This window comes from Virgibacillus sp. NKC19-16, assembly GCF_021560035.1.
Lineage (GTDB): Bacteria > Bacillota > Bacilli > Bacillales > Amphibacillaceae > Virgibacillus_L > Virgibacillus_L salidurans.
Window position 1 is genome coordinate 576,813 of the sequence record NZ_CP074373.1, and the last position, 14,679, is coordinate 591,491.

11 protein-coding genes and 3 pseudogenes are annotated in these 14,679 nt (G+C 39.6%); 11 read left to right on the top strand and 3 right to left on the bottom strand.

Annotated features, from left to right (window positions below; translation table 11 throughout):
* Positions 1-78 precede the first annotated feature (78 nt).
* Together KFZ58_RS03135 and KFZ58_RS03140 are read left to right on the top strand one after the other, a co-directional pair.
* On the top strand, positions 79-1,431 hold the full coding sequence (locus KFZ58_RS03135; RefSeq protein ID WP_235793407.1) for a gluconate:H+ symporter: 1,353 nt from the start codon (positions 79-81) through the stop codon (positions 1,429-1,431).
* Positions 1,432-1,724: 293 nt separating this feature from the next.
* A pseudogene (locus KFZ58_RS03140) lies at positions 1,725-2,163 on the top strand (MFS transporter); the annotation flags it as partial.
* Positions 2,164-2,494: 331 nt separating this feature from the next.
* Here KFZ58_RS03140 and KFZ58_RS03145 read toward each other — a convergent pair.
* Positions 2,495-3,125 (bottom strand): annotated as a pseudogene (locus KFZ58_RS03145) (family 4 glycosyl hydrolase); the annotation flags it as partial.
* Here KFZ58_RS03145 and KFZ58_RS03150 point away from each other — a divergent pair.
* The 3 genes and pseudogenes from KFZ58_RS03150 to KFZ58_RS03160 form a co-directional block, all read left to right on the top strand.
* Positions 3,126-3,254: pseudogene (locus KFZ58_RS03150) on the top strand (RpiR family transcriptional regulator); the annotation flags it as partial.
* A gap of 315 nt (positions 3,255-3,569) precedes the next feature.
* Positions 3,570-3,854, top strand: coding sequence for an AbrB/MazE/SpoVT family DNA-binding domain-containing protein (locus KFZ58_RS03155; RefSeq protein WP_235793408.1), 285 nt, complete (start codon positions 3,570-3,572; stop codon positions 3,852-3,854).
* Complete coding sequence (locus KFZ58_RS03160; RefSeq protein WP_235793409.1) at positions 3,835-4,260, top strand: putative toxin-antitoxin system toxin component, PIN family; 426 nt, start codon at positions 3,835-3,837, stop codon at positions 4,258-4,260. Before KFZ58_RS03155 ends, KFZ58_RS03160 begins: the two co-directional genes overlap by 20 nt.
* 288 nt (positions 4,261-4,548) lie before the next feature.
* On the opposite strand, the gene KFZ58_RS03165 is transcribed toward KFZ58_RS03160, so the two are convergent.
* Entirely contained in the window at positions 4,549-5,688 is a 1,140-nt protein-coding gene (locus KFZ58_RS03165) for a CAP domain-containing protein (protein ID WP_235793410.1), read from the bottom strand.
* A gap of 232 nt (positions 5,689-5,920) precedes the next feature.
* Positions 5,921-6,178: an aldo/keto reductase gene (locus KFZ58_RS19310; protein WP_370642413.1), complete on the bottom strand. Its 258-nt coding sequence runs from the start codon at positions 6,176-6,178 to the stop codon at positions 5,921-5,923.
* A gap of 587 nt (positions 6,179-6,765) precedes the next feature.
* Here KFZ58_RS19310 and KFZ58_RS03170 point away from each other — a divergent pair.
* From KFZ58_RS03170 to KFZ58_RS03195, 6 genes are all read left to right on the top strand, one after another.
* Positions 6,766-8,034: a nickel pincer cofactor-dependent isomerase, group 22 gene (locus KFZ58_RS03170; RefSeq protein ID WP_235793411.1), complete on the top strand. Its 1,269-nt coding sequence runs from the start codon at positions 6,766-6,768 to the stop codon at positions 8,032-8,034.
* A 28-nt stretch (positions 8,035-8,062) separates the two neighbouring features.
* Positions 8,063-8,833: an SDR family oxidoreductase gene (locus tag KFZ58_RS03175; RefSeq protein WP_235793412.1), complete on the top strand. Its 771-nt coding sequence runs from the start codon at positions 8,063-8,065 to the stop codon at positions 8,831-8,833.
* A gap of 78 nt (positions 8,834-8,911) precedes the next feature.
* Entirely contained in the window at positions 8,912-10,390 is a 1,479-nt protein-coding gene (locus KFZ58_RS03180) for a gluconokinase (RefSeq protein WP_235793413.1), read from the top strand.
* 142 nt (positions 10,391-10,532) lie between these two features.
* Positions 10,533-11,273 (top strand): nickel pincer cofactor biosynthesis protein LarB, encoded by a 741-nt coding sequence (gene larB, locus KFZ58_RS03185; protein WP_235793414.1) that lies wholly within the window; start codon positions 10,533-10,535, stop codon positions 11,271-11,273.
* 21 nt (positions 11,274-11,294) lie between these two features.
* Entirely contained in the window at positions 11,295-11,765 is a 471-nt protein-coding gene (larC2, locus tag KFZ58_RS03190) for a nickel pincer cofactor biosynthesis protein LarC2 (protein ID WP_235793415.1), read from the top strand.
* 516 nt (positions 11,766-12,281) lie between these two features.
* The gene (locus KFZ58_RS03195; RefSeq protein ID WP_235793416.1) at positions 12,282-14,573 is read left to right on the top strand and encodes a glycoside hydrolase family 3 protein; all 2,292 of its coding nucleotides are present in this window, start codon (positions 12,282-12,284) and stop codon (positions 14,571-14,573) included.
* Positions 14,574-14,679: the final 106 nt, after the last annotated feature.

Here is a 14,679-nt window from a genome sequence, read left to right on the forward strand (position 1 = left end):
ATCACAAAAACAATATTAAATCAATAGTAACCGCTATCAATATGAAAAATAATATCTTTATATAAAGGGGAGAGAAAGATGCCATTACTAATCGTCGCGCTCGGCGTTGTCTTATTACTAGTTTTAATAATGAAATTCAAAGTAAACACGTTCATTTCATTAGTTGTTGTTTCATTTGCCCTTGCATTGGCATTGGGCATGCCGATAAATGAAATTGTTGCCTCCATTGAATATGGTTTGGGCGATACGTTAGGTGGAATTGCATTAGTCTTTGGACTTGGTGCTATTTTAGGCAAATTAGTCGCCGATGCCGGGGGAGCCCAGCGTATTGCCATGACGTTGATTCATAAATTCGGAGAAAAACGCATTCAGTGGGCGGTTGTTGCTGGTGGTTTCATTCTAGGGATTGCACTATTTTTCGAAGTTGGGCTCGTATTATTAATCCCGATTGCTTATCAAATTGCTAAACAACTAAAAGTCCAGTTTTTCTGGTTAGGATTACCAATGACTACTGCTTTATCGGTAACCCATGCGTTCTTGCCTCCATCTCCAGGTATTACCGTTATTGCTCAGCAATATGGTGCCAATGTGGGGTTGGTATTAGTATATGGAATTATCATTGGAATTCCAACAGTAATTATAGCAGGGCCATTATTTACGAGATTTGCACAAAAAATGGTTCCATCTGCATTTGAAAGAGAACCATCCGGCAGTATGGCCTCTATTGGGGAAGCAAAAGAATTTAAATTGGAAGATACTCCTGGTTTTGGGGTTAGTTTATTCACATCTTTATTTCCTGTAATTTTGATGGGGATTTCTACAATTATTTCGGTAATAAAAGACTCCATGGGAATTTCGGATAACGTATTCTTTGATATTGTTGCAATGCTAGGTGCTCCAACAACCGTTATGCTGCTATCTGTTTTACTTGCTATATATACCATGGGAGTAGCAAGAAAGATACCAATGAGCCAGCTTATGAAATCAGCGGAAAATTCTGTTGCTGCCATCGGTATGATGTTACTGATCCTAGGTGCAGGTGGTGCATTAAAACAAGTATTAATTGATGGTGGAGTAGGAGATTATGTTGCGCAGATCTTTGAAGGAAGTACCATTTCTCCAATACTATTAGCTTGGTTGATAGCTGCTTTGCTAAGAATTGCACAAGGGTCTGCAACTGTAGCTGCTCTAACAACAGCTGGGTTAGTAATCCCAATGATGCAGGGTTCAGATGTTAGCCTTGAACTAATGGTGCTTGCAACAGGTGCAGGAAGTATTATTGCTTCTCACGTAAATGATACTGGATTCTGGATTGTTAAAGAATCCTTTGGCTTAACAATGAAAGAAACATTTGCAACGTGGACAGTGCTGGAAACAATTATTTCCGTATGTGGACTTGTGTTTGTTCTGTTCTTAAGCTTGTTTATTTAGAATGATAGATTGAGATTAGAACCATCGAATAGTGATTAGCGCTGTTCGGTGGTTTTCGTTGTACACAATTGTAAAAATCTCTCATGGGTCTAATAGGAAGGATGAATAGATGGAATAATGCTAAAATATAAATAAAGAGTAATGAAGTGAGAAAAATGTTAGAGAATGAAAGTAAATATGCAAAAGATGATTAAGCACACTAAATAAATGAAACGATGCCTCTTACTGTTCATATGGATCAGAAACAGTTATGATAAATAATTGTCTTAATAGATAGAAAGAGGTAGGTTTGAATGACATCCCAAACTTATAACAGAAAGACAATTGTGGCCTTGTTATTGGCTGGGGCATTTATTTCAATTTTAAATCACAATGATTACAGCAATCCCTCCGATTATGGAAGAAATGCATGTTAGTGCCAACACAGCACAGCCCAGTTGGTTAACTACTGTTTTTATGCTCGTCAATGGTGTGATGATTCCCGTTACAGCCTTCTTGATTGAACGTTTTACAACACGGCAGCTCTTTATTTCTGCAATGAGCATTTTTGCCTTTGGAACATTGATAGCCGGGATTGCGCCGAACTTTAGCGTTCTTTTACTTGGCCGAATTATTCAGTCAGCGGGTGCCGGAATTATGATGCCGCTGATGCAAACGGTCTTTTTATTAATTTATCCGATTCATAAGCGCGGTGCGGCGATGGGGCTCGTTGGCCTGGTTATCCAATTTTCCGGTTTTACGTTCAACATCCGCTGTAATTGTTCAACAGTCGTGCCTTTATGAACGTTCGCATCGGCTACGTCACTCTCAATCCAGGCTGCTTCAGATGCGACAATATAAGATGACTCGAAAAAGGGAGATAATTTTTAACAGAGCAAAAACAACGCCTTTTTTTCATTGTTTTTTTTACATCCTGATAAAGTTCCCTGTTAAAATCACCGCTATTATTTAGAAATGTTCCATCCATATCAGATAGCACTAATTTATTCATGTGATTTACACCTTTAAATTTGAATTGAATGTAACGTAGTGCTGCTTTAAATGCCAGCACTACGTTAAAGCATTAATTCATTGTAACTTTGTCTTCTTGAAATTGAGGAAGATGCTCTTTATGTGCCTCCATCATTTCATCAACAATTTGTTTTGCAGTTGCGTCACTTGGTGTTAGCGGATTAATCGTTAAAGGCAAGTACTGCTTTATTATAATCACCAGTCACAGCTGATTCTGCTGAAATGCGTTCGAATGACTTAATTTGCTGGACAAGTCCTCTTGTTGCCACTGGTAGATCTCCCATCGCCAACGGTATTGGACCATCTTTTGTAATCACACAACTGATTTCAACGGCTGATTCATGTGGGATACTTGGGATTGCACCACGATTGATCGTGTTTACCGGTTGAATGTCGCGTTTGTCGTTGTAGATAGATGTAATCAAACGAACCGCTGCATCGGAATAATATGCGCCGCCCCGCTCTTCCAATTGAGGTGGTTTAATGTTGAGATTCGGATCTTTATAAAGCTCAAACAAATCATTTTCCAATTGTTGAACGACTTCAGCACGCGTACCTTCTGTCTTGGAACTTTCAATCGTCTTATCCAACATTTCCTTCGACTTGTAGTAATACATATGGTATGGACAAGTCAAAGCATTTAACGATTGAATAAATTCAGGTTCCCAGCCCATTCCTTCTATAAAATATCTGATATAGACATCCCATATTATGTAACAGAGGAGTGGTTTGAAAACGCAAATATTACGACACAAGTACCTGTGATTTATATTCTGGAAGCACTGGCCCGTGAAATATATAAGCTTGGGTGAATAAGAGGCTGAGCTAGCTATAGAGCCCGAAAATACCCTTTATTGAAAACATTATCTTTATATCATTTAAATAAAAAGGTGGATGTCTGCATAAGTGGACATCCACTTTTGTGCAAGAGAAAGCGCATTAGACTAATTTATTGTCGGCTCTCTAACTCATAAGGTTTCCAAAAAGATCTAGAATAAATTGATTACCATGGAGGAATTCTGTTGTCTGATTATTATCTAACAGAGTGGATGGATAAATAAATATGAATATGCTAAGATATAGGTAAGGAAATAATGAAGTAAGGAATACATGAAAGGATGAAAGAAATGGAAATGTATAAAGCGAAATCAGCTCGTCTAACTTCAAAAGGTCAAATTACAGTCCCAAAAACAGTACGCCAAGCACTTAATTTGGAGGAAGGTGATCAAATTATATTCGAAGTGGAAGGCGATGGGAAAATGGTTGTGAAGAAAGGTGCATTAGTTGTTTTCGATGAATTTGCAGATTCGATTAGCCGGGAAGCCAAAGAAAAAGGGATCAGTGAAGAAGAATTGCTGGAGGACTTGAAACAGGTTCGAAAGGAGATGTGGGATGAACGAAACAGGAAATAAAATTCGAGTGTTTATTGACTCGAATATACTCATATCGGCTTTACTTTCAGAGAAATCCCATTGCCGCCGATTAATAAGAGTGCTAATACAAGATCATATTCTTATCTTATCCAGCTACTCGATAGATGAAGTTTCTCGTGTTCTAAAAAGGAAATTTCCGGACAAATTAGTCGAATGGGATTACATGTTATCAAACATAGACTTTGAATTAGCCTATTCTCCCGAGGATATCTCTTTGTTTGATGTACCACACATTCGAGACGAAGAAGATTTACCAATATTATTATCAGCTTTAAATGTTAAACCAGATATCTTTGTGACTGGCGATAAGGATTTTCACACGGAGGAAATTCAGGAATTCCTAGTCGTCTACACACCGGCGGATTTCCTTCGTGATTTTACATAAATAGATAATCTCTTTTTGGGATGCAACAAGGCCTTTCTATTTGATAAAAAGCGTCCCATAATTTCTTTTCCTAGTATTTTTGGAAACAGCCCGGTTATGTTTTTGTGATTTTTTCCTGGAATATCGACAACTGTATACTAATGGTTTATCCATTTATCGTATACGCTCAACAATTAATGAGACCAACGACAGCGCTACAGTAGCATGTCAAAGAAGTAAGCAGCTTGATGACTTCTTACTTCTTCTGAGAATCAATTATAAATCAATTACTTTAATTCTATACAAGTTCTATAGAGCTAAAGAATCACTATAAAACTTTTCGGTATAATAAGGCTGTGATTCGTCATTAAAAGCCACTCCTACTCCTAAATTTCTATAATTCTCCCGGAGGATGTTTTCCCTGTGTCCCAAGGAATTCATGAGCCCCTCGTGAGCAAAAATGCTGCTGTACTGGCCGTATGCAAGGTTTTCACCAGCGGTCGTAAAACCAATATCGTCTTCCTCCATACGATCAAATGGAGATTGGCCTTCTAAATTTACATGATCGAAGTATTGATTTTCCGCCATGTCCAAGCTATGATCCTGAGCAGTTTCTCTAACCTCATCATCCCATGTAAGAATAGGCAAATCGTGTTTTGCTCTTGTGGCATTTGTTAAATCAAACAACTGATATTCTAAGCCTTCTTGCAGCTGCTCGCTAGGTTCTGCATAAAACGCATTTTTGTTTTGTTCGAGTTCTTCATCGATAACTTGGATGGCAGTAACTGTATTATTTTCGTGCTTATCATAAAACATAGTGACATAGTTGTTGTCGATCTGGAATACATCATATTCTCCATTATCATTAATCTGATAGTTGACCAAACCTTTCCTCATGGACGATTCAGGAGTACCGAGATGCTCATCAACAGATTCTTTTGAGCTTCCGAGTTCTATTCCGGTTGGAGAGGCAATCAAATCTTGGTTGGTATAAAGGCCACGAACGGTATCTTCTTCGTCATAAGCAACCATAATGAAATTTTGATAGTTTTCATGATAGGCTTCCCAGTCCACACCATATTCATTTTCCGAAGTCCGCTGTGGTTCTCCGGTTTCCTGTTCAACTTCAGCTCTGGAATCACCTATTTCAATATTATGAACCGAAAATATTTGATCTGTGGGGTCTGTTAATTCCGGTGTTTCAATGTCCGTATCGTTTGATTCTGATTCTGGCGTTAGATCATCAATCGTCGCAAACAGAGAATTCAATTGCTGATTTAGACTGTCAATTGCAGCATCGATATCTGGATTATCCTGTGCCCAATCGACTGTAGATTGGATGGGATCCATCACATATGAAGAAACAAATTGTTGAACTGGCTCTTCCCATAACGGCTTTGAAACATAGCCGATAAACACAATCATTAATAGTAGAATAAATCGTTTCACTGCTACACGCTCCAATTTTTATAAAATATACGGAATGTTCAGGGGGAACAATCCTCTTTAGGCATGGTTCTTTTTTAAGATCATAAAGTATTCTATTGCAAAAGTAAATGAATTGCTAGTGATCGTTGATAGTTGGACATTTTTGGCTAAAAGTGAAGGGAAAACTTGTTGAAGACAAAGGGACGGACTAAAATTTTAGTACGTCGAACGAATAGTAAAATGCGATTAAAATTTAATTAGTGAGCATGCTCTCAATCTGTTCATAACTAACACTTGGCTCTGGGTAAACAGCATCTATTTTAGCCAGATCCTCTTCTGTAAGCTTGATGTTTGCAGCTTTTACTTTATTTATAACGTGTTCAGCATTACTGAATTGTGATATAGCAATGGTGTTCCCATTTCTAACACACCACGCCAGTAAAATTTGAAAAACATTTGCATTATACTTTTTTGAAGAAAAAATCTTAGAAGATATTGACAAAAAATGCAAAAGATAATGATTGCTTTAATTGTGGCGGCAGGGACAGACGAAAAATATGAAAAAAACGTAGGTGTGAGTATATCCCATTTTTTGCAAGGGTAGTGTTTAATATGTATTAGAAGCTAATCGACCAATGGATGTGGATAAGCACAAAAAATTGGAATCGGCTAATGAACATCTCTTTAGGCCCTGCCATGATGGGGATCAAAGTATATTTATCGGATGCGCCTTTAGCGAAGGGTCAATACTTCCAGGCCTAATAATCTTTATTTTTAACCATGAGAGCCAAGATTTGCACTGGATTAAATATGGTTTGGAAAGTCACCAGTTTTTTCGCTGATGTCGACGTATTTTTTAAAAATAAATTCAGACGAAACTCTCAAATTCTGATTGACGAACAGTTAGAGAAATGCTATCCTTAAATTAGATAATTTGTTTATCCAACAAACTAAATAATTTAACCTCAAACTTTATCTAAGCGTCTTTTTGGAAGGGATTACATGACTAAGGGTGATTTTTCTATTAACATGGTGTTAAGAATAGACTAAAGGGAAATATAAAAAATACGAACATATTCAAAAGGAGTGTGCATACGGATGGGTATTCTTCAAGAACTTTTGCAGGACATTCCTGTTCCTAAAATGGCAAAAGTGAGTCAGGAATTTAAACCTGACAAGATAGATGACCTTGGCAGTGCGCTGCAATCTGAACTGGAAAAGGAACATATTAGAGAAACTGTTAAGCCGGGAATGGAAATTGCGGTGGCGGTTGGAAGCAGAGGTTTGGATCGTCTAGTTGAAATGACTGCTGTGACGGTTAAGTTCCTGCAGGATTTAGGTGCAAAGCCATTTATCGTACCATGTATGGGGAGCCATGGCGGGGCTACAGGTGAAGGTCAAAAAGCGGTACTGGAACATTTGGGCGTAACCGAGGAAAGTGTAAACGCAGAGATCCGATCTTCCATGGAAGTAATCAAAGTCGGGGAATTGTCGAATGGACTCCCTGTCTATATTGACGAAATTGCTTCGAAAGCAGATGGAATTGTCGTTATTAACCGAGTGAAGCCGCATACAGCTTTCCGTGGACCGGTTGAAAGCGGGATTATGAAGATGATCAGTATTGGACTTGGCAAACAAAAAGGTGCCGAAGCATGCCATCAGCTTGGCTTTAAACATATGGCGGAATACGTTCCGGCGATGGCAAAAATGACGATGGAAAAAATGCCAATTATCTTTGCGGTAGCGTCTGTTGAGAACCCATTTGATAAAGTGGCAAAAATAGAAGTACTGGCTCCTGAAGAAATCGAGGAAAGAGAAACAGAACTACAAAAGCTGTCAAAACAGTTATTACCGAAACTCCATTTTGACAAAATTGATGTACTTATCATTGATGAAATCGGCAAAAATATCAGCGGCGATGGGATGGATCCAAATATAACGGGGCGCTATCCAACACCTTATGCATATGGCGGACCAGATGTAACAAAAATGGTCGTGCTTGATTTAACCCCTGAAACAGAAGGGAATGCCAATGGGGTCGGAACAGCAGACTTCACCACACAACGTCTTGTTGACAAGATGGACCGGGAAGCAACATATGCCAACGGGTTAACATCAACGGTTGTGACGCCGACGCATATAGCCACAACCTTGCCTAATGATCGACAAACGATCCAGGCAGCCATTAAAACAAGTAATATTTTGGACTTTACAACAGTGAAAATGGTTCGCATTAAAAACACTTTGGAACTAAGTGAAATTGAGGTATCAGAAGGACTGCTTGATCATGTGAAGGACCATGAAAGCATTGACCAAATTTCAGACCTATATGATCTAGATTTTGATGACGTAGGTAATTTAACATAAAAACATAGCGACTAGGGGAAGTAAAAAAATGAGTAACTTATTCGATTTAACAGGAAAAACCGCCGTAGCAGTTGGCGGAAACAGTGTATTAGGTGGATCGATCGCGAAAGGATTGGCAGCACAGGGCGCACAAGTAGCGATCATCGGTCGTAACATGGAAAAAGCGGAAGAAGTAACAAAGGAGATCGAAGCTGAGGGCGGTGTCGCAAAATCTTTCCAAGCCGACGTAAGTGATCTTGAAACCATAGAGAAAGCGGCAAAAGATATCGAAGCATGGGCCGGTGGCTGGGACATTGTATTAAATGCACCTGGTAAAAACAGCTCTACCCCATTCATGGAATTAGATACAAATGAATGGGATGACATTATGGATGTCAATTTAAGAGGACTCGTATTTACAACCCAAATTTTTGCGAAAAAAATGATTGAACAAGAACGAAAAGGCAGCATTATTAATATTTCATCCGTATCATCAGGACCGCCATTATCTAAAGTATTTACGTATTCAGCTTCAAAGGCAGGCGTAAATAATGTGACACAATTCCTGGCGAGAGAATTTGCTCCAAATGGAATTCGTGTAAACGCCATTATTCCAGGATTCTTCCCTGCAGAGCAAAATCGTAAAATCCTAAGTGAGGACAGGATCGCTTCCATCATGAGCCATACACCACTCAATCGTTTCGGTGAGCCGGAAGAACTCCAAGGAGCAGCTGTATATCTTGCTTCTGATAAAGCATCAGGCTTTGTAACAGGATCACTTCTGCGTGTCGATGGCGGATTTGGAAGTATGACAATATAGGAGACAAAAGGCTTTGGGGAAGAGGCTCCAGGGCCTTTTTCTACAGAAATTAATTTGTGTGTAAAGGAAGAGATAATGATGGGTAGAGAATTAGTCGCCGGACTTGACCTCGGGACAACAAGTGTGAAGGCCGTTTTGTTTGACCTTCGTGGAAAATTAATTGCTGAATCGGAGAAAATGAACACCACCTATTATCCTCAAGCAGGATGGGTGGAGCAGGAACCAATGGAAATTGAGCGTTCTACAGCCCTTGCGATGAAAGAAGTTATTGAAAAAGCTAGTGTAGAAGATGATGAATTACTAACGGTCGGAATCTCTTGTGCGATGCATTCGATTATTTGTGTAGATGACAGCTTTGAGCCTTTATCAAACATGCTCATCTGGTCTGATGGTAGAAGCAGCGCTCAGGCTCAGGAACTCATGCAATCAAATGGAATGGATATTTACGGAAGGACAGGTACACCCATTCACCCGATGTCCCCATTGCTAAAATTGCGGTGGATGAAGGAAAATAATTATCCGTCCTATCAGAAAGCGACGTATTTCATGTCGATGAAAGAATTTTTGCTGCAAAAATGGTTCGGTGAGCGTATTGTTGATTATTCGATGGCATCCGCATCAGGCATGTTGAATGTCGAGGCTTTGGACTGGGATGAGGATGCGTTAGCGTTTGCGGGTGTAAAAAGGGAACAGTTATCAAAAATTGTGCCACCTACGGAAGTGCTGCCGGCTTTAAATCCATCAGTTGCTGAAGAAATTGGTATGGATTCACAAGTCCCTTTTGTTATTGGAGCAGCGGATGGACAGCTGGCAAACCTGGGGAGTGGTGCGATTTCTCCTGGAGAAGTGGCTGTTTCTGTTGGTACAAGTGGCGCGATCAGACAATTTATTAAAGGAGCAAGCGTCAATAAAAAGCATGAAACATTTACATATGCTTTTACCGATGATACTTCTATAATAGGTGGACCTACAAATAATGGCGGCATTGCCCTGCAATGGTTAAAAGATCTGCTGGATTTTCAGGGAAGTCATGATGAACTGACTGCTATGGCGGAAAAAATCGAACCCGGGGCAGAGGGGATTATTTTTCTTCCGTATGTAAATGGGGAAAGAGCCCCGTTATGGAATCAGCATGCCAAAGGGAATTTTTACGGATTGAGCATTGGTCATAAAAAAGAACATTTAGTACGTGCGGTGCTTGAAGGGATTACATTTAATATTTACCAAATTGGCAAATCACTGGAAGAGATAGCAGGCAAGCCTGAGAAGATCAGTGTCAATGGAGGGTTGGCCAAGTCGCCGTTATGGGTGCAAATCATGGCAGATGTATTCGGGCAAGAAATATATCTCTCAGACACGCATCATAATGCAGCATGGGGCGCGGCTTGGACAGCCTTGGTTGGAATTGACAAGATTCGTTCCTTTGAGGCGATTAAAGAAAATATGCCGGCTGAGCAAGTCATTCAGCCGAATAGGGAGAATCATGCTAAGTATATAGAAATATATGAGAAGTACAAGAAGATCGCAAAAGATTTGTCGGTCAACTTTGGCAAATAGGAAAGCATACAACTTTCCTATTTGCATAAGTGCAACTTAGGCATTCACCGAAAGGCATGGTGAACGCCAAGTTTTCTAATATGATATAATTCCATCAGTAGATTATGCTGGTGGAATTTTTTAAAATGAGGTGAGCAAACGAATGGAAGATATATTAAAGCAGGTCCAAGATGGTACGTTAAGTGTAGCAGAAGCCAAGGTAAAATTAGCTGGATATGAGGATTTAGGCTTTGCGAAAGTGGACCATCAACGGAAAAAACGCCAGGGTTTTCCGGAGATTATTTATGGAGAAGGGAAGTCACCTGAACAAATCACCTCTATCATTGAAGCGATTAAAGCAAAAGGTAATGATGTGCTGGCGACCAGGATTTCCGGTGAGAAGGCAGAAGTAATTCTCAAGTTACATCCTGAACTTATCTATTATGACGTCGCGGAAATTTTAACCTGGCAACAAACGGGAACCACCAACGAGTCTGATAGTTATATCGCAGTTGTTTGTGCCGGCACTTCTGATTTAAAAATAGCAGAAGAAGCTGCTGTTACAGCAGAGCTACTGGGTCGTAAAGTCAAGCGCTTTTATGATGTCGGTGTTGCCGGTATCCATCGTCTGCTGGACAATGCTGAAGACATTCAAAACGCTACTGTGTCTGTAGTTGTAGCAGGTATGGAAGGTGCGCTGCCAAGCGTTGTCGGTGGCCTTGTTGCACATCCCGTAATCGCTGTTCCTACGAGCGTTGGGTATGGCGCGAATTTTCAAGGGTTGTCCGCCTTGCTTACAATGTTAAATTCCTGCGCATCAGGTATTAGTGTTGTAAATATAGATAATGGCTTTGGTGGCGCTTATAATGCGGTGTTGATTGATCAGCTAGCAAATAAAGCATAAACATTGAGAGGAGTTTTTGAGATGGTTTCCTATCCACCTCCTGATTATGAGCATGTTGATGATGAAATGATTAAAATGGAAGTGAATCTCGATGACATTTCCGGCGAATGGCTTGGTTATGTAATGGATGTCTTATTTGAAGCTGGGGCAAACGATGTATTCTATACACCGATTTATATGAAAAAGAATAGACCGGGAATCTTACTTCAATTGCTTTGTCCCCGAAAAGATATGGATAAAATGAAAGAGATTTTGCTCAAGGAAACAACCACATTTGGCATTCGTTATTATCCATTGACTGTGCATCGCATGGAACGAAATTTTGTTAAAGTAGAAACGGAGTGGGGCCCCTCCGTTACGGTGAAACAGGGAGTTTATAATGGTGAGGTTGTTCAGAGATCACCGGAATATGAGGATTGTAAGGCGATTGCTGAGCAGTTTGATGTGCCGTTGAAGGAGGTTTATGAGAGGGTTTGGAGGAAAGTGGAATAGATAAGTATTTTTATCTCAGTCTTTTTTCACGCATTGTTAGAAAATATAAATAGTACAAAAGATCTAAAACATAACCTATGTGCCTACATAATTTAGAGGCATATAGGTATTTTTTGTCATTTATTGAAGAATATGACAAAAGGTATTGAAAATTAAACCGTTTACATTTAAGATATATCTTAATAAAACATAAAATATTATTTTTCAATTATTTATGCTAATTCTGTTTATTTAAGTTTTAAGACCTTTGTTATCAGAAAAATAGTTTGTTTGCCAAACAATCAATTAATGTTAGCTTAATAGTTTGTTTGGCAAACAATCATTTAATATCTATTAATCCTTAAAAGGTAGTTTCGAAACTTACAACTAAATTGAAATTTTACAATTTGTTTTCGCAATAATAGTACAAGTTCGATGATTTGTGACTATTTAAGGAGGTGATTATGTTCGTTAATTCATAGAGCTTCATTGTTGGTTGTTAATTTTTTCAGTCTTAAAAAAAGAGGAGGGAACGTTTTGAAAGTAGTATCAAATCACTTAAAAAAGGCTTTGATATTTTCACTCGTTTTGTTGTTGGCCTTTTCGCATGCTCCTTTCCAAGCAAGTGGAGATAGCAGCGGATCGGAAAGCGGAGAAAACGATATCCCGGATGTTGATACTCGAGTGAAAGATATCCTTGAAATTGATGGGGAGGAATTCAGAGATTTAAATGACAACGGAGAACTGGATCCATATGAAGATTGGAGGCTTTCTGTTGACGCGCGAGTTGAAGATCTCATATCACGAATGACGCTTGAGGAAAAAGCAGGGATGATGCTTATTTCCACCCACAGTATGAATGAAGATCCGGATGATGGCCGATATGTAGATGAGAACGATGAGATGATTACCAAGAATGATATGCGGTATGTAATTTTCCGTCAAACTCCCCCTGCAGATGAACTGGCAACATATACAAATCAGCTACAAGAAGTGGCGGAAGAAACACGATTAGGTATCCCAGTTGTTGTAACTTCAAACCCAAGAAATCATACATCAACGGACTATACTGATAATACTGTAGCAATGGATCAACACTCTTTTTGGCCGGGAACCTTAGGTCTTGCAGCAACGCGTGATGCAGATCTTGTAAAGGAATTTGCTCAAATAGCCGCACAGGAATGGAGAGCTGCAGGAATTCATAAGATTTATGGGTATACGGCGGATGTCACAACAGATCCGTTATGGTCAAGAATTGAAGATACATTCGGAGAGGATCCTCAACTCATCTCCGACATGATGACTTCACTTGTTGAAGGATTCCAAGGTGAAGAGCTTGGTTCAGATAGTGTTGCTCTGACGATGAAGCATTTCCCTGGTGGCGGAGCACGTGATGATGGGCAGGATCCTCATTTTGAAAATGGTAATTTCAATCCTTATCCAACAGAAGGAAGCCTGCTAGAATATCACATCCCGCCATTTGAGGCCGCAATTGAAGCTGGTGTATCTTCCATCATGCCTTATTACGCATATCCAAGCAATGAGCACAGCGCGGATCAAGGATTGCCATGGTATAGTGAGGACCAGCAATTTGAAGAAGTTGGCTTTGCATTAAACGAAGGTATCATAACAGACTTACTGCGCGGTCAGCTTGGTTTCGAGGGTTATGTGAACTCTGACACCGGTGCGGTTACAGGTGAGGCCTGGGGTGCCGAAGATTTAACAACTGTGGAAAAATTTGCAAAAGCAATTAATGCAGGAACAAATATTATTTCTGGGGAAACTGATTCCACACCTATTATCAGGGCAGTTGAGGAAGGTTTACTGGAAGAAGAGAAAATTGATGAATCGGTAGACTATTTACTCACAGAAATGATGCAATTAGGATTGTTTGAAGATCCGTATGTAGACCCGGGTCATGCTTTGGAAGTCTTCAATAATCAACAATCACAGGAACTAGCTGACGAAGCACATCGCAAGTCCAACGTTCTATTGCGTAATGACGAAAATATTTTGCCGTTGGATGATGAAAAAATTGATGATGTTAAGCTTTATGTTGAGCAGTTCGGCACGGATGAAGATGATACTGAAAGCACTGAAAGATTAAGACAGACCATCCAAAATTATGATGACTCTATCAACATTACGGATGATATCGAGGAAGCAACACATGCGTTTGTTTGGGTACAACCAGTAGTATCGAATTGGGATAATGATCCAGCGGTTCAAATAGGCCCTGACACAGGAATTGATCGGGTAGACAGAATCAATGAAATTCAGAATACGGTCCCGACTATTCTTGCGGTAAACATGACCCAACCGTGGGTAATGGATACAATTGAACCGAATGCGGAAGCAGTCATCAACACATTTCACACGAAGCCTGAGTCGGTAGTGGATATTATTCGAGGGGAATTCAACCCTACAGGAACACTTCCATTTACGCTTCCTGCTGATATGGAAGCAGTAGAAAATGAAGTCGGGGATATTCCTGGCTTTGAGGAAGATCCTTCTTATGTTTATCAGGCAGAAAGTGGAGATGACTATGGTTATGGTTTTGGTTTGTCGTATATAGGTGCTGCCGATACGATGACCCTTGTTGATCAATTCGAGGAAAATGGCGAGTTTGAAAATGCTGAAGTTGTCCGTTCTTTAAACATGCATTTGACTACTGTAGATCGTTTTGAAAATCAAGAAGCAGCCGATAAAGTTGTCAAGCACATGGAAAGTTTTAAATTGCTGCTTGATCATCAAGAAGATTTGATATCTGAGAGAGCGTATAAGGCACTCAAGGATAATGCTGATTCTTTACTTGAGAACTGGCAATAATTTTTTAGCTTGACTTTCCCCTATGGCAGGAACAAAACCTGTCTTAGGGGAACCTAAAAATAGTACCATACAATGCTACAGAGGTAAAAGTTAATTTTACACAAAG